Annotated in this window: 25 protein-coding genes; 7 read left to right on the top strand and 18 right to left on the bottom strand. The window is 58.5% G+C overall.

What is annotated here, in order from left to right; translation table 11 throughout:
• Positions 1-13: 13 nt before the first annotated feature.
• The 3 genes from treC to nrdG all read left to right on the top strand — a co-directional run bounded on the left by treC (position 14) and on the right by nrdG (position 4,886).
• The gene (gene treC, locus FHC51_RS07740; RefSeq protein ID WP_220435241.1) at positions 14-1,669 is read left to right on the top strand and encodes an alpha,alpha-phosphotrehalase; all 1,656 of its coding nucleotides are present in this window, start codon (positions 14-16) and stop codon (positions 1,667-1,669) included.
• A 370-nt stretch (positions 1,670-2,039) separates the two neighbouring features.
• Positions 2,040-4,178, top strand: a complete 2,139-nt coding sequence (nrdD, locus tag FHC51_RS07735; protein ID WP_220435240.1) for an anaerobic ribonucleoside-triphosphate reductase — start codon at positions 2,040-2,042, stop codon at positions 4,176-4,178.
• Positions 4,179-4,421: 243 nt separating this feature from the next.
• Positions 4,422-4,886: an anaerobic ribonucleoside-triphosphate reductase-activating protein gene (nrdG, locus tag FHC51_RS07730; RefSeq protein WP_220435239.1), complete on the top strand. Its 465-nt coding sequence runs from the start codon at positions 4,422-4,424 to the stop codon at positions 4,884-4,886.
• 2 nt (positions 4,887-4,888) lie between these two features.
• On the opposite strand, the gene FHC51_RS07725 is transcribed toward nrdG, so the two are convergent.
• Genes FHC51_RS07725 through FHC51_RS07680 form a run of 10 tightly spaced genes read right to left on the bottom strand, consistent with a single transcriptional unit; the run spans position 4,889 to position 13,492 of the window.
• The gene (locus FHC51_RS07725) at positions 4,889-6,799 is read right to left on the bottom strand and encodes a transcription antiterminator (RefSeq protein WP_220435238.1); all 1,911 of its coding nucleotides are present in this window, start codon (positions 6,797-6,799) and stop codon (positions 4,889-4,891) included.
• Positions 6,800-6,818: 19 nt separating this feature from the next.
• Positions 6,819-7,955: a lactonase family protein gene (locus tag FHC51_RS07720; RefSeq protein ID WP_220435237.1), complete on the bottom strand. Its 1,137-nt coding sequence runs from the start codon at positions 7,953-7,955 to the stop codon at positions 6,819-6,821.
• Between the two features lie 54 nt (positions 7,956-8,009).
• A complete protein-coding gene (locus FHC51_RS07715) occupies positions 8,010-8,750 on the bottom strand; it encodes a KDGP aldolase family protein (protein WP_220435236.1) in 741 nt (246 codons plus the stop codon).
• Positions 8,747-9,865, bottom strand: a complete 1,119-nt coding sequence (locus FHC51_RS07710) for a DgaE family pyridoxal phosphate-dependent ammonia lyase (RefSeq protein ID WP_220435235.1) — start codon at positions 9,863-9,865, stop codon at positions 8,747-8,749. The genes FHC51_RS07715 and FHC51_RS07710 overlap by 4 nt, the downstream gene beginning before the upstream one ends.
• Positions 9,849-10,982, bottom strand: a complete 1,134-nt coding sequence (locus FHC51_RS07705) for an amidohydrolase/deacetylase family metallohydrolase (protein ID WP_220435234.1) — start codon at positions 10,980-10,982, stop codon at positions 9,849-9,851. The genes FHC51_RS07710 and FHC51_RS07705 overlap by 17 nt, the downstream gene beginning before the upstream one ends.
• 42 nt (positions 10,983-11,024) lie before the next feature.
• Positions 11,025-11,666, bottom strand: a complete 642-nt coding sequence (locus tag FHC51_RS07700; RefSeq protein ID WP_103178023.1) for a DUF4310 family protein — start codon at positions 11,664-11,666, stop codon at positions 11,025-11,027.
• Between the two features lie 13 nt (positions 11,667-11,679).
• Positions 11,680-12,456 carry a DUF4311 domain-containing protein gene (locus FHC51_RS07695; RefSeq protein ID WP_039030609.1) on the bottom strand — a complete coding sequence of 259 codons (777 nt, stop codon included), beginning with the start codon at positions 12,454-12,456 and terminating at the stop codon, positions 11,680-11,682.
• A 22-nt stretch (positions 12,457-12,478) separates the two neighbouring features.
• Positions 12,479-12,778, bottom strand: a complete 300-nt coding sequence (locus FHC51_RS07690; protein ID WP_006810338.1) for a DUF4312 family protein — start codon at positions 12,776-12,778, stop codon at positions 12,479-12,481.
• A 2-nt stretch (positions 12,779-12,780) separates the two neighbouring features.
• Positions 12,781-13,143, bottom strand: a complete 363-nt coding sequence (locus tag FHC51_RS07685) for an SFCGS family glycine-rich protein (RefSeq protein ID WP_006179053.1) — start codon at positions 13,141-13,143, stop codon at positions 12,781-12,783.
• Between the two features lie 10 nt (positions 13,144-13,153).
• Positions 13,154-13,492: a glycine dehydrogenase gene (locus FHC51_RS07680; protein ID WP_103823041.1), complete on the bottom strand. Its 339-nt coding sequence runs from the start codon at positions 13,490-13,492 to the stop codon at positions 13,154-13,156.
• A 299-nt stretch (positions 13,493-13,791) separates the two neighbouring features.
• Between FHC51_RS07680 and FHC51_RS23160 the strand changes: the two genes are divergently transcribed.
• Positions 13,792-14,070 (top strand): Hok/Gef family protein, encoded by a 279-nt coding sequence (locus FHC51_RS23160; protein ID WP_309236373.1) that lies wholly within the window; start codon positions 13,792-13,794, stop codon positions 14,068-14,070.
• Positions 14,071-14,143: 73 nt separating this feature from the next.
• Here the strand turns inward: FHC51_RS23160 and cybC are convergent, their stop codons facing one another.
• Positions 14,144-14,527 (bottom strand): cytochrome b562, encoded by a 384-nt coding sequence (gene cybC, locus FHC51_RS07670; RefSeq protein WP_220435233.1) that lies wholly within the window; start codon positions 14,525-14,527, stop codon positions 14,144-14,146.
• Between the two features lie 160 nt (positions 14,528-14,687).
• Positions 14,688-16,040 carry a metalloprotease PmbA gene (gene pmbA, locus FHC51_RS07665; RefSeq protein WP_220435232.1) on the bottom strand — a complete coding sequence of 451 codons (1,353 nt, stop codon included), beginning with the start codon at positions 16,038-16,040 and terminating at the stop codon, positions 14,688-14,690.
• Positions 16,041-16,135: 95 nt separating this feature from the next.
• Here pmbA and yjgA point away from each other — a divergent pair, with 95 nt between their 5' ends.
• Positions 16,136-16,687 (top strand): ribosome biogenesis factor YjgA, encoded by a 552-nt coding sequence (gene yjgA / locus FHC51_RS07660; protein WP_103178015.1) that lies wholly within the window; start codon positions 16,136-16,138, stop codon positions 16,685-16,687.
• A 91-nt stretch (positions 16,688-16,778) separates the two neighbouring features.
• Here yjgA and mpl read toward each other — a convergent pair whose 3' ends face one another.
• Complete coding sequence (gene mpl, locus FHC51_RS07655) at positions 16,779-18,152, bottom strand: UDP-N-acetylmuramate:L-alanyl-gamma-D-glutamyl-meso-diaminopimelate ligase (RefSeq protein WP_220435231.1); 1,374 nt, start codon at positions 18,150-18,152, stop codon at positions 16,779-16,781.
• 179 nt (positions 18,153-18,331) lie between these two features.
• Here mpl and fbp point away from each other — a divergent pair, with 179 nt between their 5' ends.
• Positions 18,332-19,330, top strand: a complete 999-nt coding sequence (fbp, locus tag FHC51_RS07650) for a class 1 fructose-bisphosphatase (RefSeq protein WP_103178013.1) — start codon at positions 18,332-18,334, stop codon at positions 19,328-19,330.
• A 159-nt stretch (positions 19,331-19,489) separates the two neighbouring features.
• Positions 19,490-19,834 carry a LysR family transcriptional regulator gene (locus tag FHC51_RS07645; protein WP_220435230.1) on the top strand — a complete coding sequence of 115 codons (345 nt, stop codon included), beginning with the start codon at positions 19,490-19,492 and terminating at the stop codon, positions 19,832-19,834.
• Here FHC51_RS07645 and FHC51_RS07640 read toward each other — a convergent pair.
• From FHC51_RS07640 to ytfQ, 5 genes are all read right to left on the bottom strand, one after another.
• The gene (locus FHC51_RS07640) at positions 19,809-21,377 is read right to left on the bottom strand and encodes a methyl-accepting chemotaxis protein (protein WP_220435229.1); all 1,569 of its coding nucleotides are present in this window, start codon (positions 21,375-21,377) and stop codon (positions 19,809-19,811) included. The two genes, FHC51_RS07645 and FHC51_RS07640, sit on opposite strands and share 26 nt — an antisense overlap.
• A 93-nt stretch (positions 21,378-21,470) precedes the next feature.
• Positions 21,471-22,469 carry a galactofuranose ABC transporter, permease protein YjfF gene (yjfF, locus tag FHC51_RS07635; RefSeq protein ID WP_103178010.1) on the bottom strand — a complete coding sequence of 333 codons (999 nt, stop codon included), beginning with the start codon at positions 22,467-22,469 and terminating at the stop codon, positions 21,471-21,473.
• Positions 22,456-23,481: a galactofuranose ABC transporter, ATP-binding protein YtfT gene (gene ytfT / locus FHC51_RS07630; protein ID WP_220435228.1), complete on the bottom strand. Its 1,026-nt coding sequence runs from the start codon at positions 23,479-23,481 to the stop codon at positions 22,456-22,458. The genes yjfF and ytfT overlap by 14 nt, the downstream gene beginning before the upstream one ends.
• 10 nt (positions 23,482-23,491) lie before the next feature.
• Positions 23,492-24,994: a galactofuranose ABC transporter, ATP-binding protein YtfR gene (ytfR, locus tag FHC51_RS07625; RefSeq protein WP_220435227.1), complete on the bottom strand. Its 1,503-nt coding sequence runs from the start codon at positions 24,992-24,994 to the stop codon at positions 23,492-23,494.
• 103 nt (positions 24,995-25,097) lie between these two features.
• Positions 25,098-26,054 carry a galactofuranose ABC transporter, galactofuranose-binding protein YtfQ gene (gene ytfQ / locus FHC51_RS07620; RefSeq protein WP_103178007.1) on the bottom strand — a complete coding sequence of 319 codons (957 nt, stop codon included), beginning with the start codon at positions 26,052-26,054 and terminating at the stop codon, positions 25,098-25,100.
• Between the last annotated feature and the right edge of the window lie 122 nt (positions 26,055-26,176).

Raw genomic sequence — 26,176 nt, 5'->3', positions numbered from 1 at the left:
GCAGGAACGCATTATGAATACCCTTCCTCACTGGTGGCAGAACGGCGTCATCTATCAGATCTACCCGAAGAGCTTCCAGGACACCACCGGGCGCGGCACCGGCGATCTGCGCGGCGTGACGTCGCGTCTCGACTACCTGAAAACCCTCGGCGTTGACGCCCTCTGGCTGACGCCGTTCTACATCTCCCCACAGGTGGATAACGGCTACGACGTGGCAAACTACGTTAGCATCGATCCGGCCTACGGCACGCTGGACGATTTCGACGCGCTGGTGGCCCAGGCTCATGAGCGCGGGATACGCATCGTGCTGGATATGGTGTTTAACCATACCTCCACCCAGCACCCCTGGTTCCGCGAGTCGCTCAATAAAGCCAGCCCGTACCGCGAGTTCTATATCTGGCGCGACGGCACCCCGGAGCAGACTCCCAACAACTGGCGCTCCAAGTTTGGCGGCAAGGCCTGGCGCTGGCACGCCGAAAGCGAGCAGTACTATCTGCACCTCTTTGCTCCGGAGCAGGCCGATCTCAACTGGGAGAACCCGCAGGTGCGCGCCGAGCTGAAAAAGGTGTGCGAGTTCTGGGCCGATCGCGGCGTGGACGGCCTGCGTCTCGACGTGATTAACCTGGTGTCGAAAGACCAGGACTTCCCCGACGATGCGATCGGTGATGGCCGCCGCTTCTATACCGATGGCCCGCGCATACACGCGTTTTTGCAGGAGATGAGCCGGGAGGTCTTTACCCCGCGCAATCTGATGACGGTGGGCGAGATGTCCTCCACCAGCCTGGCGCACTGCCAGCAGTACGCGGCGCTCGACGGGCGTGAGCTGTCGATGACCTTTAACTTCCACCACCTGAAGGTGGATTATCCCAACGGCGAGAAGTGGACGCTGGCGAAGCCCGATTTCGTGGCGCTGAAGGCCCTGTTCAGCCACTGGCAGCAGGGGATGCACAACCGGGCGTGGAACGCGCTGTTCTGGTGTAACCACGATCAGCCGCGCATCGTCTCACGTTTTGGCGATGAGGGAGAGTACCGCGTCCCGGCGGCGAAGATGCTGGCGATGGTGCTGCACGGCATGCAGGGTACCCCTTACATCTATCAGGGTGAAGAGATTGGCATGACCAATCCACACTTCACCCGCATCACCGACTACCGGGACGTGGAGAGCCACAACATGTTCGCCGAACTGCGCACGCAGGGGCGGGACGCCGATGAGCTGCTGGCGATCCTCGCGAGCAAATCCCGCGACAACAGCCGCACGCCGATGCAGTGGGATGCCTCCCCCAACGCTGGCTTCACCACCGGCGAGCCGTGGATCGCCCTGAGCGATAACGCAGAGACGATCAACGTCGCCGCGGCGCTGGCCGATCCCGACTCGGTGTTTTACACCTACCAGAGGCTGATTACGCTGCGTAAAACCCTGCCGGTGCTGACCTGGGGGGATTATGCGGATCTGCTCCCGGATCACCCGTCGCTGTGGTGCTACCGCCGTCAGTGGCAGGGCCAGACGCTGATGGTGGTGGCTAACCTGAGCCGCGCCTGCCAGCCCTGGCAACCGCAGACGGTGGACGGCAACTGGCAGGTGGTGATGAGCAACTATGCCGAGGTCTCGCCGCAGCCGGGCACCATGACCCTGAGGCCGTTTGAAGCGGTCTGGTGGCTACAGGCATAACCTTCTGTGCCGGGCACCGCACGGTTGCCCGGCGCACGCTTTTTGGGTGGAAAATCACCCCGATTTCGGCTTGCAAAATTTACAAATCCTCTATCGCGCGTCATCTGTACACTTCGTTTTTTACCTTGTCCTGAATCAAATAAATCGCAAACTTGTTTGATGCAAATCACTACATATAGAACTTAGAATGCTCGCCGACCCAAGATGTTGTATCCATGGTCTATTATTTCCACAAGACGACGGACACCACACAACATAAATTTGTGGATAAAAAGGGTCGAAATCAGGAGAAATCGCGCGCGCGTCGAGAGTTACGCTCCCGCGCCTTTTTCCTGCCTCTGTGGATAACCTGTTCTTAAATGGAGTGATCATGACACCGCATGTGATGAAACGAGATGGCTGTAACGTGCCTTTCAAATCAGAGCGCATTCAGGAAGCGATTCTGCGTGCAGCTAAAGCAGCGGGAGTCGATGACGCAGATTACTGCGCCACCGTCGCAGAGGTGGTCAGCAACCAGATGATGGGCCGCAGCAAGGTCGACATTAACGAGATCCAGACCGCGGTGGAAAACCAGCTGATGTCCGGCCCGTATAAGCAGCTGGCGCGCGCCTACATTGAATACCGTCACGACCGGGATATTGAACGTGAAAAACGCGGTCGCCTGAACCAGGAGATCCGCGGCCTGGTGGAACAGACCAACTCCGCGCTGCTCAACGAAAACGCCAACAAAGACAGCAAAGTGATCCCCACCCAGCGCGATCTGCTGGCCGGTATTGTGGCTAAACACTACGCCCGTCAGCACCTGCTGCCACGCGATGTGGTGCAGGCCCATGAGCGCGGGGATATCCACTATCACGATCTCGACTATTCGCCGTTCTTCCCGATGTTCAACTGCATGCTGATCGACCTGAAGGGCATGCTGACGCACGGCTTCAAGATGGGCAACGCCGAGATTGAACCGCCAAAATCGATCTCCACCGCCACCGCAGTGACGGCGCAGATTATCGCCCAGGTCGCCAGCCACATTTATGGCGGCACCACCATCAACCGGATCGACGAAGTACTGGCCCCGTTTGTGACCGCCAGCTTCAACAAGCATCGCCAGGTGGCGGAAGAGTGGCAGATCCCGGATGCGGATGGATATGCCCGCTCCCGCACCGAGAAAGAGTGCTACGACGCCTTCCAGTCGCTGGAATATGAGGTGAACACCCTGCACACCGCCAACGGTCAGACGCCGTTTGTCACCTTTGGCTTTGGGCTGGGCACCAGCTGGGAATCGCGCCTGATCCAGCAGTCCATTCTACGTAACCGCATTTCCGGCCTCGGCAAAAACCGCAAAACCGCGGTCTTCCCGAAGCTGGTGTTCGCCATCCGCGACGGTTTGAACCACAAGTTCGGCGATCCGAACTACGACATCAAACAGCTGGCGCTGGAGTGCGCGAGCAAGCGCATGTATCCGGACATTCTGAACTATGACCAGGTGGTGAAAGTCACCGGCTCGTTCAAAACCCCCATGGGCTGCCGCAGCTTCCTCGGCGTGTACGAAGATGAGAACGGCGAGCAGATCCACGACGGGCGTAACAACCTGGGCGTGATCAGCCTGAACCTGCCGCGCATCGCGCTGGAAGCCAAAGGCAACGAAGCAACATTCTGGAAACTGCTGGACGAGCGCCTGGTGCTGGCGCGTAAGGCGCTGATGACCCGTATCGCCCGTCTGGAAGGGGTCAAAGCCCGCGTCGCCCCGATCCTCTATATGGAAGGGGCCTGCGGCGTGCGCCTGAAGGCCGACGATGATGTGTCGGAGATCTTCAAGAATGGCCGGGCCTCCATTTCGCTGGGCTATATCGGCATTCACGAAACCATTAACGCCCTGTTTGGCGACCAGCACATCTACGACAGCGAAGCCCTGCGTGAGAAAGGTATCGCTATCGTCCAGCGCCTGCGCGACGCGGTGGATCGGTGGAAAGAGGAAACCGGCTACGGCTTCAGCCTCTACAGCACCCCGAGCGAAAACCTGTGCGACCGCTTCTGCCGCCTGGATACCGCCGAGTTTGGCGTGGTGGAAGGTGTCACCGATAAGGGCTACTACACCAACAGCTTCCACCTCGACGTGGAGAAGAAGGTCAACCCGTACGACAAGATCGATTTTGAAGCAGCCTACCCACCATTGGCAAGCGGCGGGTTTATCTGTTACGGCGAGTACCCGAACATTCAGCACAACCTGAAGGCGCTGGAAGACGTGTGGGATTACAGCTATCAGCACGTGCCCTACTACGGCACCAACACGCCTATCGACGAGTGCTACGAGTGCGGCTTTACCGGTGAGTTCGAGTGCACCAGCAAAGGCTTCACTTGCCCGAAATGCGGTAACCACGACGCCGCCCGCGTCTCCGTGACTCGCCGCGTGTGCGGTTACCTCGGCAGCCCGGACGCCCGTCCGTTCAATGCAGGTAAGCAGGAAGAGGTGAAGCGCCGCGTGAAGCATCTGGGGAATGGGCAGATCGGTTAATCCGCTGCCACGTTAATGCCCGGTGGCGCTGCGCTTACCGGGCCTACGGACCGCACTCTCATTGTAGGCCGGGATCGCTACGCGACACCCGGCGTGGTTATTCTGCCGACGCAATACTTTTCGCAAAGCAATTGGCGCCAGGACAAGGCGGCAAGCGAGCGAATCCCTGGGAGCTTACATAAGTAAGTGACCCGGGTGAGTGAGAGCGGCCAACGCAGTAATGGCGTCAATTGAGAAGCGAAAATGAACTATCACCAGTACTACCCCGTCGACATCGTCAACGGCCCCGGCACCCGCTGCACCCTGTTTGTCTCCGGCTGCGTTCATGAATGCCCCGGCTGCTACAACAAAAGCACCTGGCGGCTCAACTCCGGCATGCCGTTTACCGCGGAGATGGAACAGCGGATCATCGACGATCTCAACGACACGCGCATCAAACGCCAGGGGATTTCGCTCTCCGGCGGCGATCCGCTGCACCCGCAAAACGTGCCGGATATCCTTAAGCTGGTGCAGCGCATTCGCGCCGAGTGCCCGGGCAAAGATATCTGGGTGTGGACGGGTTATAAGCTGGACGAACTGAACGATGAGCAAATGCAGGTGGTGGATCTGATCAACGTGCTGATCGACGGCAAATTTGTGCAGGATCTGAAAGATCCGATGCTTATCTGGCGCGGCAGCAGTAACCAGGTGGTGCATCATCTGCGTTGAGCTCAAAACCGGCTCAAACTCTCCATCGCCACGGCTTTAAACTCCGCAAAGTCGTGACATTGACAGAGCCGGGTCATCGCCCGCTCGCGCAGGAAAGTGACGAAGATATCGTAGATAGCCATCGCCTCTTCATACTCGCTTTTACTGATCGCCAGCAGGAAGATCACGTGCGCGGTTTCATCCCCCCACTGAATCCCCTGCGGGGCCAGCACGGTGTAGACCACGGTTTTTTGTGCCAGCAAACCGAGGGAGTGCGGCAGGGCGATGCCGTCGCCGAGCAGGGTGCTGACGATGGCCTCGCGCTCCACCACCGAGTCGAGAAAATCCGCATCCACAAACCCCTCCTCCTGTAGCTGACCGCACAGCTCACGGAACAGCGTCTGCTGGTCGATGGGTTGATTAATCACGCGGAAGTGGCTGGCGTCAAAGTACTTTTCCAGCATCCAGGGGCGCGTTCTGTCCACCAGCACCAGCTTGCCGATCTGCTCAAGCTGATAGTCGGTCGGGAACGGGGCGATCATCACCACCGGCTTGGCTTTTTCGCCGATCCGCGCGGTGGAGATGACGAAATCTTCGCTGATGTTCTCGCACTGCTCATACTCCCGCAGCGTCAGCACGCGCGTCACCTCGATTTGCGGATACTTGCGCTGCAAAACGGCCTCGATCATCCGCACCATCGCGTTGCCTGCGTCGCACACCAGCATCACCCGCGGCTGGCGCTGATAGCCAATGTTGTAGTGGCGCTCCAGGCCGACGCCGATATGCAGCACCAGGAAGCCAATCTCGTTTTCGCTGATCGCATACGGGGTGTACTTGCCCCAGCTCGACACCGCCGCCAGGGTCATGTCCCACGCCATCGGATAGTGCTGCTTGATGTTATCCAGCAGCGGATTGGGGATCATGATCTGATAGCGCACCCGGGTGATCATGGTTTTTATGTGGGTCAGCAGATCCGCGTGGAGCTGGGCGTCGTCGAGGAGGTTGTAGTTATAGTGGGTGTTGATATAGCGCAGGATGTAGTTCACCAGCGCCTCTTCATCATCGGCGTTAATGGCGCTGGGGGAGATCTCCTGCACCTGACGCGCGGCGATATGTACTCCCAGCCAGGTCACCTCCGAAGGCGACAGCGTTTTATCTGCCAGCCGGGCGATGGCGCTGGCGATATCCCGCGCCGCGTCGCGCACATTCTCGGCCACCTCTTCGGCGTTAAACTCCGGCAGCGGATAGCCTTCGCTGATGCGTCGCACCGTTACCGCGCCGTAGAGCCGTAAAAACAGCTCGCCCTCATCGGTCAGGCGGATATGGTGGCGGGTAAAGGTCTCATGCAGCACGGCGGCGAGCTGCTCCGGCACGCCCGCATTGAGTGCCACTTCCGTCACCAGCGGATTAAGGTTGTCCTGCTGCGCCAGCTGCCATAGCAGATCGGTGAGGCAGGCGCGGATCGCCATCTCGCTGCCAAACAGCTTCATGCCGTGGCGCGGGCGGGTCTCCAGGGTCAGGCGATAGCGATGAAACCACTCGCGCACCTCCGCCATATCGCTTTGCAGCGTGGCGCGGCTGACAAACCACTCGTCGGCCAGATCCTCCAGCTTGAGGGAGAATGCCGAGGTGAGAAAGCGCACCACCAGGTAGTGCACCCGTTCAGGGCCGGTGCGCGGAATACGCAACGTCCGCGGATGCGAAGCCTGCAACAGCTGATAGCGCGCCGGATCGTCAATTTTCAGTTGATAGCCGTTACCCCGGCTAAGGATAAACTGCGCCCCGTTCCCCGCCAGTAGCGCGTTCAGCGCGGTGATATCAGCCCGGACGGTACGCGTGGAGACCGACAACCGTTGCGCCAGTTCGTCCTGCGGCAGCGTCTCGTTTTGCAACATCTCGAACAGTTGCGCTAAACGTTGGTTGGGAAATCGCACGGGGTTGTCCTCTTACAGCTTAGGGTGAAATGACCATCTGGGATGGACTGCCGACCGGGGTATAGTCTGGCTCGACGCTCAGCTTGCCGTCCTGCGCCACGCGAAACCGGGTGATGTTGTCGCTGCGCTGGTTCATGACATAGAGCCAGCGCCCCTGTTTATCCAGCGTCAGGGTGCGCGGGTAATCGCCCCGCGTCCAGACATCGTCCTGATGCGTCAGCGTTCCTTCCGCCGTTACGGTAAAGTGGCCGATGCTGTTATGCAAACGGTTAGCAACATACAACTGCTTACCATCACCACTTAACGCCAGCCCGGCGGCAAAACTGGTGCCCTTGTAGCCGGCTGGCAGCGCAGAGACACTCTTGCCCTCTTTCAGCGTGCCGTTGGCCTCTACGGCATAATGGGTCAGCGTAGACGCCTCTTCGTTTATCAGCCACAGGGCGTCACCTTTTGGCGTAAAGACGAAATGGCGCGGCCCGGCCCCTTTCGAAGAGGCGCTGATAAACGGCGGATCGTTCGGGGTGAGCTTCCCGGTGCGATCGTCAAAACGGTACTGATAGATACGATCCAGCCCCAGATCGGTGGCAAAGACATATTTCCCGCTCGGATCGGCGGCGATCATGTGCGCATGGGGGCCGTTATGATCGCTGATAGCAAAACTGCCCTCTACGGCGGCTTCGGGTTTAGCGGCACCCGGCTCGCCTTGATCCTGGTGGGTATCCGTGGCATTACCCAGGCTGCCGTCAGCGTTGATCGGCAGCACCGCAATGGATCCGCTGACATAGTTGGCCACCAGCAGGTGCTTGCCGTTCGGCGTCAGCGAGAGATAGACCGGCCCCGCACCGCCGGAGGCCACCTGATTCAGTTCGCTCAGCTCGCCGTTATCGCCCACCCGCAGCGCCTGCACCACCCCCTGCTCCACTTCGCTTGCCAGATAGAGCGTTTTACCGTCGTGGGAGACGGTTAACTGCGCGGCGTTCGGCAGTTTGCTCACCAGCGTTTTGTTGGCAAGCGCGCCGGATTGCGGGTCGACGGTAAAGCGGTAGAGCCCTTCGCCGTTGGGGTTGTAGGTGCCCACCCAGGCGTACTGGGTCTGAGCGACAGCGGCGGTGGCAAGCATTGAGAGTGAAGCGACAAGCAGGTTACGGGTGTGCATGGTGGCTCCTGATCATGTTTCCCTCCCCCGGCGGGAGAGGGTTAGGGTGAGGGACTACTTAACCTGTTTTTTCGTCATCTCCAGCAGCGTACGCACATCTTCCGGACGCGTATCCCCGCTGGCTTTGTCGATAATCGAGCTGTAGATATGCGGGATGATCTTGCTCACGCCTGCATCGAGGGCGATCTGCAGGATTTCCTCAAAGTTTTCCAGATCGATACCCCCGGTCGGCTCCAGCCAGAAGTCGTGACGGGCGCAGGCTTCCGCCACCGCCTGGTATTCGTCCCGGCATTTCAGGCCGCCCATCGGGAAGTATTTGATTGAGCTGCCGCCAAAATCTTTCAGCAGGGCAATGGCCGTTTCCACCGGGACGATCCCATCAGGTGCCGCGCTGCTCAGCGGGCCGGTGGAGATTTTCACCATCCCGACGGTGCCGGTGGGGGAGACCAGGCCGTTAACCACGGACTCACTCTGACCCAGCAGCGCGCGGCTGGTCGCCACGCCGGTGAAGACCTGGTTGACGTGCTGCGGCTGCACCTGACGGGCGATCTCGCTCACCATCGCCGACTGGTTCGGGTCACCCGCCCCCAGCCCCACGGAGAGGGCGTTATCGATAAGTTGAGCGTACTCGCACATATCCGCCACCGCGCTTGCCACGTCCGGGTAATTTTTGGAGAGCACGCCTACCAGCACATGACCTTCCGCCGCCTCGTAAATGGCCCTGGCATTGGCTTTCGAGCCGGCCAGCACGTTCAGGCAGACGCGGTCACGGTAAAAATTGGGGGTCAGTTTCATGCGGTTTTCTCCTGGCCTAATACTTCACTGATGCGGCGGTAGACAATGTTCAGTTGCTCTGCGCTGACGCTGCGCACGTCCGCTTCGATAATCCCTTCGTTCGCTTTATAGCCGCGGAAGTAGATGGCGTATTCGCCCTGCTTCAGCGCATGCACCAGATCGCCGGTGCCGACGCCGGTGGTGGCTTCGTCGAACTTAATCTCGGTGCGGGCGATGTCGCGGCCCGCGCTGTCCCACACCACGCGGGCGGTGACGCCGTTCAGGGTGTTGAGCGCGTCGATAAACGGCGTCATCTTCGCCACCATCTCCGCCCCGCTCTCTTTGGTCGCCGTCAGGTAGTGTTCGATGGCGCAGGTGAGGCCCAGAATGCCCTCTTTACCCACCTTCATCGCCCGGCCAATGCCCGCCGTCTGACGCTTCACCCACTCCACATACTGGGTTCTGCCGATCACCAGCCCGCTGGTGGGCCCTTCGATCGCCTTCGCGCCGCTGTAGATAACAAGAGAAGCCCCGGCGCGGTAGTAAGTGTGCAGATCCTCTTCCGCTGCGGCATCGACGATCAGCGGCAGGTCGTGTTTACGCGCAACTACCGCCGCCTGTTCGACGCTGAGCATGCTCTTCTGCACGCAGTGGTGGGATTTGATGTACATGATCGCCGCGGTGCGCGGGGTGATCGCCGCCGCCAGCTGATCGGCGGAGCATTCATTGGCGTAGCCCGCTTCCACCAGCCTGCCGCCGCCCAGCGCCACCATGGTGCCCACCGGGGCACCAAAGTTCACGTTGTGGCCTTTCGGCAGGACGATCTCATTGTTCTCAATCGGGGTGACGTGGAGATTCTCCAGCAGCCAGTCGCTCTCCTTCACCAGCACCGCCGCCACCGACTGGGCGATGCCCGCCGAGGCGCAGGAGACGACGGTTGCCCCTTCCACATCCAGCAGTTTTGCAATGTATTCACCAGTTTTGTTCACCAGATCCTTCATCTCGAAGTACTGGTTCATGCCGTCCATTGCAGCCTGCACCACTTCCGGGCGCGGGGTGGAGACGCCGAGCGCCGTCATGCGCCCGGAGGTGTTAATCACCTGTTTTAAATTATATTTCTCAAAAATTGAAGGCATGTTCCGTGCTCCCTTGTTCGGTCATGTAGCCCTTGCCCGCGCGGATCGCGGCAAGCGGCACCAGAATGTTTTCAGCCTGCAGGCTGTCGTTTTCGGCATCCACCAGCAGTGTTGGCTGGCGCTTAAGGGTGAAGAGCGTCAGATCGGCGTCGAAACCCGGCTGAATGCGGCCTTTGCGCGTCAGGCGCAGGCCCTCGGCCGCGTTGGCGGTGACGCACTCAATCACCTGCGGCAGCGACATGCCGATGGCGAGGAACTTCGACATCACGCTCGCCAGGCTACCTACCGGGCCGTTGATGCGGTTGCGGCAGTAGATATCCGAGCTGATGGTGTGCGGCAGAATGCCCATCGCGATGGCGCGTTTCGCCACCTCAAAGCTGAAGCTCGCCGTGCCGTGGCCCACGTCCAGCCGCACGCCGCGCTTCAGGGCGGAGGTGATGGAGGCGCGCAGCTCCCCGGAGGGGGTCAGAATGCGGTTCGGTTTGCCGTTGTAGCAGTGGGTGATGATGTCGCCTGAACTCAGCAGTTCGGCGATTTCGTCGAGGTTTGGCGGGTTGTTGCCAATGTGCACCATCAGCGGCAGATCGCCGTTCTCTCTCTGGATGGCCTTCGCACGTTCCAGCGGCGTAATGCCATTCTCACCCACCACGCTGCTGCTCATGCGCGCTTTCAGGCCGACGATAAAATCAGGGTGGCGCTTCACCGCCTGCTTTACCGCGTCGGCGTCGATATTGGCCATGTTTGCCAGCTCGTTCTGGGCAATCAGCCCCACGCGGGAGATGTTCAGCAGGGCAAAGACCTCGGTTGTGGCCTTGCGGGTGATCGCGTAAAAATCATCCACGTCGTCCGCCCCGGTACTGCCCGCGTCCACCACGGTGGTGACGCCGGTGGCGATACCGACGCTGTCCGGCTCGTCGTGATAAATCGGCGAGTTCGGGTAGCAGTGAACGTGGGAATCAATCCAGCCTGCACTGACGTACGTGTCACCGTTGAGTTCAACGGTGTGCTGTGCGGGATCGGTGATGTCGCCAACCGCCGCGATCTTCCCGTCCTGAATGGCGATATCGGTCAGGGTATCGTCGGTGAAGCGCGCACGGCGCAGGAGTAAATCAAACATGGGGTTCTCCTGAGAAGACGGGCGCCGAAGCGCCCGCGGGTATTAAAGGGCGACCGGGAACAGCCAGCCCAAAAGCATTGCGCCGAGGATGGCGCCACCGGTAATCGGCTTCTGCCAGATATAGAACAGCAGTGCGCCCAGCAGGGAACCGATGCCGATTGGGATCGAGGCGGTCATCGCGCTGAGGATAATTAACGGCCCGAGGAAGCGGCCGGAGGCGTTACCCGCGCCCATCATCACGTCTGCCCCGTAGGTGGAGTTGCTCTGATTGATGGTGAACTTACGCGCCAGAATGATGACGTAGCCAATCGCCAGGCCAATCACCAGGCCGGTTGCCAGCGAGGCGATAAAGTTGGTCACCGGGAACATGATGCCCGCCCCCAGCAGCAACGCCGGCACGCCTAAGCCGACGCCGGTCTGGATCGCCCCGCCGATATCCAGAATCCCCACCAGGGAGCCTTCGATAATACGGGCGAACAGGAAGCTGGCGCCGAACGCCGCCACCGCGCCGTAGGCACCGGTATCGATGCCCGCTTTCAGCATCGCCACGAAGGCCACTTCGTTAAAGGCGCCGATGCCGTAGAGGTAATACATGTGTGTCCCGGCGAAGACGCCGGAGGAGAGCAGGCCAACAAAGATCGGGAACGACCAGTCGGCATACCAAAAACCTTTATTCTGTTCCATTTAGAGGCTCCTGTTACTTGCCGCTGAGCGAGTTGTGGATCATGTCGAGCCAGTTCGGCACGGTCAGATGGAAGGATTCGATCATCTTCATGTCGAAGCCGCGGAAGAAGCCGCTCAGCACGAAGAGCAGAACGATGGCCGCCATCATCACTTTGGTGACGTGGTTCCAGCCGCTCTCTTCCACCCCTTTACCGATCAGAATACCCAGCACCAGACCCGGCACGGCGTTACCCATAATCAGCTGCGCCGCGCCGCCAAAGACGGTGGCCCAGAAGCCCGATTTTTTACCCGCGTCGATGGCCGCCAGCCAGAAGATCACCGGCATCACGGTGTTAACCAGCAGGTTTGCCGCCGGCACCAGCACCTTAACGGCGGTGACCTGCAACGCAGCCGGAACGGAGGAGGCGGTGAGGTTCAGGAAGGTGACGACAATCATGCCGATCACGCCGCAGGCGATCGCCATTTTGCGGGGATCGTGCAGCGTCTCGCCGACGTTGCGGTTTTTGATCATCAGCGCCGCGGCACCCCAGTTCGGGATGATGCGGTGATCAACGTCCTGGGTGAAGGAACCCGCCGCAACCGACGAGGCCCAGGCGTTAAAGAAGAAGCCTAACCCAAAGGAGAAGTGGGACGCCGGATCCCCCTCGCAGGAGTTCAGCTCCCCCAACGTACGAAAAGCGCCCATACCCTGTGTGGTAGGCGCATGAAACATGCGTGCAGCCCCGGCCCCAACGCCGACGCCAACCAGGCCGCCGATGATGAGCGATTTTATTAAAATTATCAGGAACATTCGTCTGCCCTATTAGTAAGAATCAGCGTTGCGTGACAAAGTCCACCTGGTCCAGATTGATGGCAGTCACGTTGACGGTCACGTCCAGCTCCACGCTGTAGGTGCGTCTTTCCCGGCGCAAAAAGAAGAACAGAAACGCCTCTTTACGCACCGCTTCTTGCGCCTGAACAACCTGCACATCCTGTGGCTCAATACGCAGTAAGATATGCGGCGATGCTTTCATCACCGCGGCCTGAACATGGTTCAGCGCGTCGGCAAAGGCGCGCGCTTTGGCGTCGCCCTTGCCCTTCACTCTCACCGTGGTGGTGAACTGTTCTTTCATGCTTATGCGCCGTGCTTCTTCTGCCACGCCTGAACCAGACGCTCGCCCAGCTCTTCTTTATCCATAAAGCCAAAGCCGAGCACGTTGCAGCCTTCGTTGATGGCGGTGACGCCTTCATCGACCGAGCGCATGCCGTACTTCGCTTTGTAGCCATATTTGGTCTGGGCGGTGATAGCGCCCGCGCCGCCGCTGCCGCAGAAGGAGATACCGAAGGTGGCGTTCTCCGCCTTCATCACGTCGCCCAGCTTCATATCTGCCGCCATGCCCGGCACCACGACCGCACGGCCACCCGCTTTTTCAACGCCTGCTGCAACCTTCTGGCCTTTACCCAGGCGATCGCCGATGACCACTGTAATTTGTTCCATGATGTGCTCCTTAAAGGTTGTCTTTGGCGACTTCGAAATGAACGGAGAGCAGCCAGGCTTCTTCATCAGGAAGATTGCCAAACTGCGCCACCACTTCACGGGCAAGTCGCATGGATTCTGGTGAAATTTCGTCAAACAGGTCAGCCTCGACCTCCGGCAACGGCTCTCCGGTTACCGACCGGTGCGCCATGGCGCGAACGTGGGAGGTCAGCATCTGCTCCTGAACGGCATTGGGGATAATGTGGTGATGACTAAGCAGGGCGAAAATCTGCCTGAGCATGGTGTCGGCCAGCTGTTCAGTTTGCGCCGCCTGGTCTCCAGTGTCGTTTATTACCGTTCCGTTAATCACTCGTCTTACCCCGTTATTGGCTCTGGGATAAAACTAACGCCGGGTGTCAGGGGTTTGTAGCGAGTTGTTTTCCACTTCGAAGTGGAAAGGAGAGCGGCACCAGTGATCTGTGCCACATAATTGCGCTGAATAACGATTTTTCGCTGGCCTAACGTGATGAATATCACGCTCCTGAATGGCAAAAGCCACGTTGTGGAAGTGAAAAAGTTTACGAGCAGACTCGTAGAAGTGTGAGCTGGATAAGGTTTTCTTATGAGGATTCGTTAGAGTGGCCGTGGGTGCTTGAGACTGACCGTCTCATGCATGGGACGGGAAGTGGAAAGCCCCGCCTGACGAAAAATCAGGGCGGGGGCTCGAAACGACACGTCCGAACACGTGGAGTTCGCTACCTCGCCCGCTTTAAAAGCAAGGAGGCATCCATGAAAAGCACAAAACTTATTATCAGAGTAACAACGATTGCCGCAATAACAGCAATCCTGCTCACACTGATAACCCGGCGAAACCTTTGCGAAATTAGCTATCGCAAAGGTTCACTGGAGGTGACTGCCCGACTGGATTGCAACTCTGGCAAGGAGTAGAGCGAGTATGCGGGGGGAGTACAATCCCCCTGCATTTCATGAGTGTATCAAGGACGTAAGGCTCAGGCACCCATTAACGGTATTTTTTGTGATAGGTATTGCGCGTGGTAACAAAGCCATCGGCTGCCGCCTGGGCCTCTTTCACTTTGCCTTCGTTCGCCAGCTTCAGCGCGCCGTCAATCTGGCCCACCAGCGTCTCAAGGCCATGGCGGAAATCTTTCATCTCCGGGCTATCTTCCGCTTTGCCTTCCAGCTTTGGCGGAGTCTCTTTTTGCGCGTCTACCGCCGCGGTACGCATTTTGGTTAACGCCTCTTTCATCTCCGCCGCGTTATCGGTTTTTTGCACAACTTTCAGGTTTTCGCTGAGGGTGTCCATATTGTCTTCAAGGTCGGCAAAGACCGGGGTGCTCATGACCAGCGATGACGCTGCGAGGATAGCTAACAGGGTTTTACGCATTGCTCACTTCCTTTTTATTATTAAAAAAACCGACTAATACCCTAAATAATTCGCGTTGCAGAAAGGCGGCAAGCGCGTGAATCCCCGGGAGCTTACATAAGTAAGTGACCGGGGTGAGCGCGCGCAGCCAACGCATCTGCGGCGTGAAGTATGACGGGTATTACTGACCGGCGATTTTCATTTCCGGTAACAGAACGGAACCGCACTGGATATTACTGCGCGTTTCAATATCGTTGCCCACCGTCACGATATTGCGCCACATATCTTTCAGGTTACCGGCAATGGTAATTTCGCTCACCGGATACTGAATCTCACCGTTTTCCACCCAGAAGCCAGACGCCCCGCGCGAATAGTCGCCGGTGACGCCGCTCACGCCCTGCCCCATCAGCTCGGTGACTACCAGCCCGGTGCCCATCTCTTTCAGCATCTGCTCAAAACTCAGGCCCTGGCCCGGAATGCGCCAGTTGTGGATACCGCCCGCATGGCCGGTGCTCTTAAGCCCCAGTTTGCGTGCGGAGTAGTTGGTCAGCAGCCACTGGGTCAGGATGCCCTCTTTGACGATATCGCGACGCTCGGTGCGCACGCCTTCGCTGTCGAACGGCGTGGAGGCCAGTCCTTTCAGCAGGTGTGGGTGTTCTTCAATGGTCAGCCACTCCGGCAGGATTTGCGTTCCCAGCGCATCGAGCAGGAAGGTGGATTTACGGTAGACCGCGCCGCCGGCAATCGCGCCGACCAGATGCCCGAACAGCCCGGTCGCCACTTCATTGGCAAAGATAACCGGTGCTTTCATGGTAGAGAGTTTACGCGGAGCCAGGCGGGATAAGGTGCGTTTTGCACACTCCGCCCCAACCCACTCCGGCGTCTGCAGATCGCCCATCGCGCGGCCAATGGTATAGGCGTAATCGCGCTCCATGTCGCCGTTCTCTTCGGCAATCACGCAGCTGGAAAGAGAGTGACGGGTGGAGCAATAGCCCTGCAACATGCCGTGGCTGTTGCCAAAGACTTTAATGCCGTAGTGGCTATTAAAGCTGCCGCCTTCGGTATTGGTGATACGCTTATCGGCATTAAGGGAGGCCTGCTCCGCGCGAGCGGCGAACTCAATGGCTTCGTCCGGGGTCACTTCCGCCGGATGGAAGAGATCCAGATCCGGGGCCTCAAAGGCCAGCAGCTCTTTGTCAGCCACCCCGGCATAGGGGTCTGGAGAGGTGTAGGAGGCGATATCCAGCGCCGCCTGCACGGTCCGCGCAATGGCGTCAGGACTTAAATCGGTAGAGGAGGCGCTGCCTTTACGGTTCTGGTGATAAACAGTAATCCCTAACGCGCCATCGCTATTAAATTCAACGGTTTCCACTTCGCCATAACGGGTGCTGACGCTCAGGCCAGTGGTTTTGCTGACGGCGACTTCTGCCCCGTCCGATTTCGCTGACGCCAGCTCCAGGGCCATGGAGACGGCCTCTTCCAGTGCTTTACGCTGCGCTGCAACTTGTGAGATCACTTTCATCGTAAATGCCATAATGTAAGGTGTAGTTAGCTGAAGTCTAACAGAGAACCGTTTCTCAGTACGCGTCTAAACTGGTAACATTAGCCTCTTTTTTTAAGGAGCCTGACATGACTAAGCAGCCCGAAGACTGGCTCGACGACGTTCCCGGTGATGACATCGAAGACGAAGATGATGAGATCATCTGGGTCAGTAAAAGTGAAATTAAACGCGACGCCGAAGAGTTAAAACAGCTTGGTGCGGAGATGGTAGAGCTGGGTAAGAATGCGCTGGATAAAATCCCGCTCGACCCGGATCTGCGTGCCGCCATCGAATTGGCACAGCGCATCAAGAAAGAGGGCCGCCGCCGCCAGCTTCAGTTGATTGGTAAATTATTGCGCCAGCGCGACGTAGAGCCGATTCGCCAGGCGCTGGATAAGCTGAAAAACCGCCACAACCAGCAGGTTGCGCTGTTCCATAAGCTGGAGCAGATCCGCGATCGTCTGATTGAACAGGGCGATGACGCCGTACCGGAAGTGCTGAACCTGTGGCCGGACGCCGATCGCCAGCAGTTGCGCTCTCTGATCCGTAACGCGAAAAAAGAGAAAGAGGCGAACAAGCCGCCGAAGTCTGCACGTCTGATTTTCCAGTATCTGCGCGAGCTGGCGGAAGCCGAAGGTTAATATCTTACTTGCTGTTTGCCGGATGGTGGCGTAAACGCCTATCCGGCCTACAAAAAAAGCCCGGTCAGCGTTAACGCTACCGGGCTTTTTTTTACGCCACTGCTTCTGCTTTCTTCGCCAGACCGTCCAGCAGTTTCTGATGGATCCCACCAAACCCGCCGTTGCTCATCACCAGAATGTGATCGCCCGGCTGCGCGGTTTTCACCACCATCTCCGCCAGCGTATCCACGTCGGCACTCCAGTGCGCAGGCTGGACGCAGGCTTCGGCCACTTCCGCCACCTGCCACGGAATGTGCTGCGGTTGCAGGAGGAAGACCTCGTCCGCGCGACCTAAAGAGGGGGCTAAATCGTCTTTGCAAATCCCCATCTTCATGGTGTTGGAGCGCGGTTCCAGTACGGCCAGAATGCGTGCCGTGCCGCCCACTTTGCCGCGCAGGGCAGCCAGCGTCGCGAGGATCGCGGTCGGGTGATGGGCAAAATCGTCATACACCGTCACGCCATTGGCTTCGCCGCGCAGCTCAAGACGACGACGGGCATTGATAAAGGAGCCCAGCGCGTTGGCCGCATCGGCAGGCAAGACGCCCACATGACGGGCCGCGGCAATCGCCATCAGGCCGTTATGCATGTTGTGTTCGCCCACCAGCGCCCACTGCACTTCCCCGACTTTTTCGCCATCCAGCAACACTTCCCAGCGGGAGGCATCATTGGTGAGCTTTTTCGCCTGCCAGTGGCCCTGCTCGCCCACCAGCTCCTGCTCGCTCCAGCACCCCATCGCCAGGGTCTGCTTCAGGTTAATGTCGTTCTCCGGCAGAATGATGCGTCCCTGGCCCGGTACGATGCGCACCAGGTGGTGGAACTGCTTCTGAATCGCTTTCAGGTCGTCGAAAATGTCCGCGTGGTCAAACTCAAGGTTGTTGAGGATCAGCGTGCACGGGCAGTAATGAACGAACTTGGAGCGTTTATCAAAGAACGCGCAGTCATATTCGTCCGCCTCAATAACAAAGAACGGGCTCTCGCCCAGACGGGCAGAAACGTCAAAGTTCCCCGGTACGCCACCAATCACAAAGCCCGGCTTGTAGCCGCAGGCTTCGAGGATCCACGTCGCCATACCGGCGGTGGTGGTTTTGCCGTGGGTTCCCGCCACCGCCAGCACCCAGCGATCGCGCAGAACGAAATCATGCAGCCACTGCGGCCCTGACATGTAGGGAATATTCCTTTCCAGCACGGCTTCTACGCAGGGATTACCCCGGGTCATGGCGTTTCCGATGATCACCAGATCCGGCTGCGGCTCCAGCTGGCTGGCGTCGTAGCCCTGAATCAGATCAATGCCCTGGTTTTCCAGCAGCGTGCTCATCGGCGGATACACATTGGCGTCCGAACCTGTCACCTCATGGCCAAGAGCGCGCGCCAGCATAGCCAGGCCGCCCATGAAAGTGCCACAAATCCCCAATATATGAATGCGCATACGTCACTATCCTTCTTCAATGTGGCGCACATTTTACGCATATGTCAGCAGCAGAGAAATGCATTTCAGGAAAATCTGTAGCAAGCTGGCGCGATTCACCTCTGCGCGACAATTTGAAAGTTTGTTAAGATTGTTGGGCATCAACAACTTTACTCAACATCCAATGCAGGGAAAGTGTTATGAAAACGTTAGGTGAATTTATTGTCGAAAAGCAGCACGAGTTCTCGCATGCTACCGGTGAGCTCACTGCTTTGTTGTCGGCAATAAAGCTGGGCGCCAAGATCATCCATCGCGATATCAACAAAGCCGGACTGGTCGATATCCTGGGTGCCAGCGGTGCTGAAAACGTGCAGGGCGAAGTTCAACAGAAACTCGATCTGTTCGCGAATGAAAAACTGAAAGCTGCACTGCGCGCACGCGACATCGTTGCGGGGATCGCCTCCGAGGAAGAAGATGAAATCGTCGTCTTTGAAGGGTGTGAACACGCCAAGTATGTCGTCCTGATGGATCCGCTGGATGGCTCCTCCAACATCGACGTTAACGTCTCTGTCGGCACCATTTTCTCCATTTACCGTCGCGTCACCCCTGTCGGCACGCCGGTCACCGAAGAAGATTTCCTGCAGCCGGGCAATAAGCAGGTTGCTGCGGGTTATGTGGTATATGGCTCCTCCACCATGCTGGTCTACACCACCGGCTGCGGCGTCCATGCCTTTACCTACGATCCGTCGCTGGGTGTATTCTGCCTGTGCCAGGAGCGCATGCGCTTCCCGCAGAAAGGCAGCACTTACTCCATCAACGAAGGGAACTACATTAAATTCCCGGCCGGGGTGAAGAAGTACATTAAATTCTGCCAGGAAGAGGATAAATCGACCCAGCGCCCTTATACCTCGCGTTATATCGGCTCCCTGGTGGCGGATTTCCACCGCAACCTGCTGAAGGGCGGTATCTACCTCTACCCAAGCACCGCCAGCCACCCGGAAGGTAAGCTGCGCCTGCTGTATGAGTGCAACCCAATGGCCTTCCTCGCCGAACAGGCGGGCGGTAAAGCCAGCGACGGCAAAGAGCGGATTATGGATATCATTCCTGAAAGCCTGCACCAGCGCCGTTCCTTCTTCGTTGGCAACGATCATATGGTTGACGACGTGGAACGCTTTATCCGTGAATTTCCGGATGCCTGATTGTTGAGTTTGACCAAAAGGGGCCGCTCGGCCCCTTTTGTTTTTCCAAACATTTATATCTTTGTTGGTATAAAACTATATAAAAATGCTGCTGTAACCCGCTGAATCAATGCGTCATCATGACGGCGTTCAAATAGCGTTCAATGGAAATCAGCCGATATGAAAAACCTCTCTCGCTCATCCACTGGCATCGATCTCAATCTGATTCCGGTATTTATTGAAGTCGTCAGGTGCGGGAGCATGGCCAAAGCCTCTTCACGTCTTGAGATGTCCAGGCCAGCAGTCAGCCTGGCCCTGAAACGCTTTGGCATGCTGTTTAATGAGCCGCTGTTTACCCGCAAGGGTCTGTTTCTTGAGCCAACGCCTTATGCGTTGCGCTTGACCGCCGAGATGGAAAAGCTGCTGGGCGCCATTCATGACCATATCGCCAGCACCCCGGCTGGCGCGGAAAGCCTCCCGACGCCGGAAGACGATAAGGCTACGCCTGTTGCGACGACAGCTTAAACAGTGACATCGCCTCGATGAGCTCGCGGGACTGCTCTTCCAGCGAGCGCGTCGCGGCGGACGATTGCTGGACCAGCGCCGCGTTTTGCTGCGCGGTTTCGTCCATCTGGTTGACCGCAATATTCACCTGCTCAATACCACGGCTCTGCTCGTGCGAGGCATTGGCGATCTCACGCATCAGGCGGGTCATGCGCATCACCTCGTTGGCGATCTCGTCCATGGTTTCCCCCGCCTGCTGCGCCAGTTCGCTGCCTTCGCTGACGTGCGCCTGCGAATCGCTAATGAGCGTGCGGATCTCTTTTGCCGCATCGGCGCTACGGCTGGCGAGGTTACGGACCTCACCGGCCACCACCGCAAAGCCGCGCCCCTGCTCACCCGCGCGGGCGGCTTCCACCGAGGCATTCAGCGCCAGAATATTGGTCTGGAAGGCGATACCGTCGATCACGCTGAGAATATCGGCGATACGATCGGCGCTGCCGGAGATATCGCGCATCTTCTCAATGACATAACAGACCATCTCGCTGCCGCGGTCAGCGGTATCTGACATCGTCTTCGCCACCTGATGCGCCTGCTCGGCGTTGTGGGCGTTCTGCTTCACCGTGGCGGTGATTTCTTCCATGCTGGCCGCGGTCTGCTCCAGCGAGGTGGCGGTCGATTCTGTACGCTGGGCAAGGTGCATATTGCCTGCGGTCAGCTCCCGGCTGCCGGTATCGATCTGCGAGCTGGCGTCACGCACCCGCAGCACCGAGCCCATCAGCGACTGGCGCATTCCCTCAATGGCGGCGTTGAGACGGTTAAACTCCTGGCTTGCGGGAGTGGTCAGGGCGTGGGTCAGATCCCCGGCGGCCACGTGTTCAAGCTGGGCGATAGAGGAGGAGAGCGGCTTCAGCAGCATATGGCGCAGTGCCAGCCACGCCAGCACGATAATGCCCGCGGTCAGCAGCGCGGCGACGATGATTAGCAGCATCACCCGACTTTTACTCGCCTGCACCGCGGCGACTTCAGCTTTGCCCCGGCTGTCGCTCCAGGCCTGGAAGGCCTGCATATCGTTATCAAACTGACGCGCTACCGGCACCAGACGGTTCTCCAGCAGATCGTAATAGTCATCGGCATTCTGCGCATTCAGGGCGTTCTGCATTGGCACGATCCCCTCAGCATTATAGGCGGCGAGGCTCGCGGCAACTTTCTTCAGCAGCGCCTCACCTTCGGGATCGTTTACCCCGCTATCGATCACGCTTTTCAGCGTGGTTTGCGCCTGTTTGAGTTCGTCATTGATGTTTTTCACCGATTTTGTGGCGTCATCCAGCAGCCCCACCTCCATCATGCGGACGGCCTGCCCCGCCTCGTTGCGCGCGCGCAGGATCAGGGTGTAGCCCGAGTTGAGCTGCACCAGCTGTTCGCCCTGAAGATGGTTAATGCGCTGCAAAGAGGAGGAGCTCTGGGTGAGGGCATAAATGCCGATACCGCTGACAAGCAGCAGCAGAAGGGTCATAACGGCCAGTAACGAAAGCAAGCCGGTACGAATCGATAGCGTTTTAAGCATGATGTAATTTCCGGTAGCGAGATAAATCTGGACAGAATTAAGGGTTATCGGCCGCTACCGGAAAAGATTTAGACTTGACGTAAATTCAGGCGCTTATAGCTTGCTGGTGGTGCTCACCCGTGTGACAGGCGAGTTCTGGCGGTTCTCCCAGAGCACCGTCAGGCCGCGCTGCAGGGCGATAAAGATGAACAGCAGAATGCCAATCGCAATCTTGGTCCACCACGAGCTGAGGGTGCCGTCGAAGTTAATATAGGTCTGGATCAGCCCCTGGATCGCCACCCCAAACAGCGTGCCTAGCACCGTGCCGACGCCGCCGCTGAGCAGCGTGCCGCCAATCACCACCGAGGCAATCGCGTCCAGCTCCACCCCTACCCCCGCCAGCGCATAGCCCGCCTGGGTGTAAATGGAGAAGACGATCCCCGCCAGTGTCGCCAGCCCGGTGGAGAGCATATAGATACGAATGGTGGTGCTACGGGTGGAAATCCCCATCAGGTTCGCCGAGGTGGCGTTACCGCCGATGGCATACACTTCGTTGCCAAAGCGGGTGCGGTGGGCGAGGAAAATGCCGATCACCACCACGCCCAGCATCACCAGCCCGAGAATACTCAGCCGGCCACCGCCGGGGATTTTCCACGCCAGGCTTGAGAGGGTGTCGTAGACCGGATGGTTAATCGGGATCGACTCCTCCGACACCAGATAGCTGACGCCGCGCAGGAAGAACATCCCGGCGAGGGTGATAATAAACGCCGGGATCTTCAGGGCGTCGATCAGCAGTCCCATAAAGGCGCCAAAGGCGCAGCCCATCACCAGCACCAGCGGGAAGGCCAGCAGCGGAGAGATCCCCCAGTAGCCAATCGCCTTAGCCAGGAAGACGCCGGTAAAGGCGATCACCGACCCGACGGAGAGGTCGATCCCGCCGGAGAGGATCACGAAGGTCATGCCGACGGCGATGATCCCGAGGAAGGCGTTGTCGGTCAGGATGTTGCAGATCACCCGCGTCGAAGCAAAACCGGGGAACTGCGTCAGGCAGTAGAGATACCCCAGCACAAACACGCCCAGGGTTATCATGAGCGGTAAATTACGTTTTATCATGACCACGCATCCCCTTAATGAGACTGATAAAGCGCGGCGACTGCACGATGAGCACGCAGAGCACCACCACCGCTTTCACCACCTGGTTGAGTTCCGGCGGGAAACCCGACAGCAGGATCCCGGTGTTCATCCCCTGGATAATCAGCGCGCCAATCACCGACAGCAGCAGGTTGAAGCGCCCGCCCATCAGCGAGCCGCCGCCAATCACCACCGCGAGGATCGCATCCAGTTCCAGCCAGAGCCCGGCGTTATTGGCATCGGCCCCGCGAATATCCGCCGCGACGATAATCCCGGCAATGGCGGCACAGACCCCGCTCAACACGTAGGTGAGCATCACCATCAGACGGGTGCTGACCCCGGCGTTTTTCGCGGCGCGAATGTTAATCCCCACCGCTTCGATAAACATCCCGAGGGCGGTTTTGCGGGTGAACAGCCAGAAGGCGATCAGGGCGACCACCACAATAATCACCGGCGTCGGGAAGAAGAGCAGCGATCCGCTGCCAATCCACGCCAGATTCGGGGCGTTGAAGGTGACGATCTGCCCGGAGGTGATCAGCTGCGCCACCCCGCGTCCGGCCACCATTAAAATGAGGGTGGCGACAAAGGGCTGGATTTTGAGGATCGCCACCAGGATGCCGTTCCACAATCCCGCGAGCACGCCGGTGCCCAGCGTCGCCAGCAGCACCACCGGCAGGCTGTGTCCGGCCACGGTCATTGAGGCCGCCGTCGCCCCGGCAATCGCCATCACCGCCCCGACCGACAGGTCGATACCGCCGGTGGCAATCACCAAGGTCATGCCGATCGCCAGCAGGGCGACCGGCGCGGCGCGGTTTAAAATATCAATCGGACTGCCGAACAGGCGCCCATCCTGGAGGATAATCTGATAAAAATGCGGCGAAACGAGGCTGTCCACCAGCAACACCAGGATCAGCGCAATGATTTGCGGCGTGCCGGTGGGCCAGCTGAAGCGGCGCTTCGTCTCGCCGGTCTGAGAAAGTGAACGTGACATCACGATCTACTCCTTATGCCGCAATGGCGTTCATGATTGCCGGAACGGAGAGCGCATCCAGCGGGATCTCGGCCACCTGCTGACGGTCGCGCATGATGATCACCCGATCCGCATACCCCACCAGCTCCTCCAGCTCCGAGGAGATCACCAGCAGCGCAAGACCGTCGGCGCAGAGGGTTTCGATCAGGCGGATAATTTCCGCGTGCGCTCCTACGTCGATACCGCGGGTCGGCTCGTCGAGGATCAGGAACTGCGGCTTGGTCAGCAGCCAGCGTGACAGCAGCACCTTCTGCTGGTTACCGCCGGAGAGAAATTCGATCGGCTGCTCCGCACTCGGGGTGCGGATGCCCAGCTGGCGAATAAAGCGCTCGGCAATCACATTTTGCTCTTTACGGGGAATGGGACGCAGCCAGCCGCGCTGGGCCTGCAGGGCCAGAATGATGTTCTCGCGCACCGAAGCGGCGGCGATAATACCGTCGGTCTTGCGATCTTCCGGGCAGAAACCGATCCCCAGGCTGGAAGCCTGATGCGGAGAGCGCAGCGTCTGCGGTTTACCTTTGATCAGCGCAGTGCCGCTGTCGGCAGGTTTAATCCCGAAGATCACCTCTGCCGTTTCGGTACGTCCCGACCCTAACAGCCCCGCCAGTCCGACGATTTCGCCCGGGCGCACCTCAAGATCAAAGGGCGCAATGGTGCCTTTCTTGCCGTACCCTTTAAACGCCGCCACCGGCTTCTCGCTGAGCAGCGTCCGGCCCGCACGCTGCAGGGCATTGCTCTCCAGCTCGCGGCCCAGCATCATTTTCACCAGCTCGATTTGCGGCAGCTCCCGGGTTTCGCGACAGCCGACGAAGCCGCCGTTACGCAGGACGGTAATACGGTCGCTCACCTCATACACCTGATCGAGGAAGTGGGTGACAAAAATCAGGCTCACCCCCTGGTCGCGCAGCTGGCGCATCAAGGTGAAGAGCATTTCGACCTCCTGGGTATCCAGGCTGGCGGTAGGTTCATCGAGGATCAGCACTTTTGCCGAGAGATCGATAGCCCGGCAGATGGCGACGATCTGCTGCATCGCCACCGAGAAGCGGTTGAGCGGCTCGCGGACGTCGAGAGAGAAACCGTATGACACCATCAGTTTTGTGGCGCGGTCTTCCATCTCTTTACGGCGCAGCAGGCCAAAGCGACGTGGCTCGCGGCCGATAAACAGGTTATCCGCCACCGACATATTCGGCAGCAGGTTCACTTCCTGATAGACCGTCCCGATACCCAGTTGCTGGGCATGGGCGGTATTTTTGGGCGATATGGCGTGGCCTTCCAGCCAGATGGTGCCGCGATCGGCATGATAGACACCGGTCAGGGCTTTAATCAGGGTCGATTTTCCGGCGCCGTTTTCACCCAGCAGGGCCATGATCTCGCCACGCCGCAGGCTGAAATCGACGTTATCCAGCGCTTTTACGCCGGGAAAATATTTGCTTAATCCTTCTGTGCGGAGGATTTCCTGGTGTTGGTCTGTGGTCATGGTTCCCCCTGCATCATGTCGGATGGCGCTACGCTTATCCGGCCTACAAAAAGCGAGCCGCAGGCCGGGCAAGCGCAGCGTCGCCCGGCATTTTCAGTCGAGCTTAGTAGCCCATATTTTTCTTCTTCTCTAACTCTTCTGCAGCGGTATCAGGCAGATAGAGCGTGGACTTGGTGATCGTGACTTTCTCTGGCATGGTGCCGTCTTTCTTGAATTTCTCCAGCGCGTCAAAGGCCGGACCTGCCATGTTTGGCGTCAGTTCCACGCTGGCGTTGGCCTCTTTGTCGATCATCGCTTTATAGATATCCGGTACGCCGTCGATAGAGCCGGTCAGGATGTCGGTACCCGGCTTCAGGCCCGCCTCTTTAATCGCCTGGATAGCGCCGATCACCATGTCATCGTTATGGGCGTAAACCATGCAGATGTTCTTGCCGTTGTTCTCAGCTTTGATAAAGCTCTCCATGACCTCTTTCCCCTTACTGCGGGTGAAATCGCCGGATTGAGAACGGATAATCTTGATGTTTGATGCTTTGGAGATGGCATCAGCAAAGCCTTTCTTACGGTCGATGGCCACGCTAGCGCCGACGGTGCCCTGCAGTTCCACCACATTACACGGCTTACCATCCACCTGTTTCACCAGCCATTCACCAATCAATTTGCCTTCCAGCACGTTGTCGGCAGTAACGGTTGTCATATAGAGAGATTTGTCTTTTACATCGATGGAACGATCGAGCAGGAAGACCGGAATTTCGGCATCTTTCGCTTCTTTCAGAACCGGTTCCCAACCCGTCGCCACGACCGGGGCAATGAAGATGGCGTCAACGCCCTGAGCGATAAAAGAGCGTACCGCTTTGATCTGGTTTTCCTGTTTTTGCTGACCATCGGCGATCTTCAGCGTGATGCCGCGTTTTTCGGCCTCACTCTTCGCGACGTTGGTCTCAGCGGCGCGCCAGCCGGACTCTGAGCCGACCTGGGCAAATCCTACGGTTAAGGGGGCGGCCATCGCCATAGACGACATGGCTGCCGAAACTGCTGTGACAAGAAGTAAGCGCTTCCACATAAGTGCGTCCTCGTAGGGTAGTTTATTGTTGGGTAAAAAATGTTCTGCGAAGAGACTATAGACAATGCGAGATGTAACGGAGTGTGTTACATCACACTTCGGAAAAGTGAATAAAACGTTAA

Source organism: Leclercia sp. EC_58 (assembly GCF_019584355.1).
GTDB lineage: Bacteria > Pseudomonadota > Gammaproteobacteria > Enterobacterales > Enterobacteriaceae > Enterobacter.
The sequence above is the reverse complement of the archived record's forward strand: the minus strand, read 5'-3'. Positions and strand labels throughout refer to the sequence as shown.

Excerpts from the sequence above, each read along its gene's own strand:
- treC (WP_220435241.1), top strand. The coding sequence starts at position 14 with ATGAATACCCTTCCTCACTGGTGGCAGAACGGCGTCATCTATCAGATC.
- nrdD (WP_220435240.1), top strand. The coding sequence starts at position 2,040 with ATGACACCGCATGTGATGAAACGAGATGGCTGTAACGTGCCTTTCAAA.
- nrdG (WP_220435239.1), top strand. The coding sequence starts at position 4,422 with ATGAACTATCACCAGTACTACCCCGTCGACATCGTCAACGGCCCCGGC.
- FHC51_RS07720 (WP_220435237.1), bottom strand. The coding sequence starts at position 7,955 with ATGCACACCCGTAACCTGCTTGTCGCTTCACTCTCAATGCTTGCCACC.
- FHC51_RS07715 (WP_220435236.1), bottom strand. The coding sequence starts at position 8,750 with ATGAAACTGACCCCCAATTTTTACCGTGACCGCGTCTGCCTGAACGTG.
- FHC51_RS07710 (WP_220435235.1), bottom strand. The coding sequence starts at position 9,865 with ATGCCTTCAATTTTTGAGAAATATAATTTAAAACAGGTGATTAACACC.
- FHC51_RS07705 (WP_220435234.1), bottom strand. The coding sequence starts at position 10,982 with ATGTTTGATTTACTCCTGCGCCGTGCGCGCTTCACCGACGATACCCTG.
- FHC51_RS07700 (WP_103178023.1), bottom strand. The coding sequence starts at position 11,666 with ATGGAACAGAATAAAGGTTTTTGGTATGCCGACTGGTCGTTCCCGATC.
- FHC51_RS07695 (WP_039030609.1), bottom strand. The coding sequence starts at position 12,456 with ATGTTCCTGATAATTTTAATAAAATCGCTCATCATCGGCGGCCTGGTT.
- FHC51_RS07690 (WP_006810338.1), bottom strand. The coding sequence starts at position 12,778 with ATGAAAGAACAGTTCACCACCACGGTGAGAGTGAAGGGCAAGGGCGAC.
- FHC51_RS07685 (WP_006179053.1), bottom strand. The coding sequence starts at position 13,143 with ATGGAACAAATTACAGTGGTCATCGGCGATCGCCTGGGTAAAGGCCAG.
- FHC51_RS23160 (WP_309236373.1), top strand. The coding sequence starts at position 13,792 with ATGCATGGGACGGGAAGTGGAAAGCCCCGCCTGACGAAAAATCAGGGC.
- cybC (WP_220435233.1), bottom strand. The coding sequence starts at position 14,527 with ATGCGTAAAACCCTGTTAGCTATCCTCGCAGCGTCATCGCTGGTCATG.
- pmbA (WP_220435232.1), bottom strand. The coding sequence starts at position 16,040 with ATGGCATTTACGATGAAAGTGATCTCACAAGTTGCAGCGCAGCGTAAA.
- yjgA (WP_103178015.1), top strand. The coding sequence starts at position 16,136 with ATGACTAAGCAGCCCGAAGACTGGCTCGACGACGTTCCCGGTGATGAC.
- mpl (WP_220435231.1), bottom strand. The coding sequence starts at position 18,152 with ATGCGCATTCATATATTGGGGATTTGTGGCACTTTCATGGGCGGCCTG.
- fbp (WP_103178013.1), top strand. The coding sequence starts at position 18,332 with ATGAAAACGTTAGGTGAATTTATTGTCGAAAAGCAGCACGAGTTCTCG.
- FHC51_RS07645 (WP_220435230.1), top strand. The coding sequence starts at position 19,490 with ATGAAAAACCTCTCTCGCTCATCCACTGGCATCGATCTCAATCTGATT.
- FHC51_RS07640 (WP_220435229.1), bottom strand. The coding sequence starts at position 21,377 with ATGCTTAAAACGCTATCGATTCGTACCGGCTTGCTTTCGTTACTGGCC.
- yjfF (WP_103178010.1), bottom strand. The coding sequence starts at position 22,469 with ATGATAAAACGTAATTTACCGCTCATGATAACCCTGGGCGTGTTTGTG.
- ytfR (WP_220435227.1), bottom strand. The coding sequence starts at position 24,994 with ATGACCACAGACCAACACCAGGAAATCCTCCGCACAGAAGGATTAAGC.
- ytfQ (WP_103178007.1), bottom strand. The coding sequence starts at position 26,054 with ATGTGGAAGCGCTTACTTCTTGTCACAGCAGTTTCGGCAGCCATGTCG.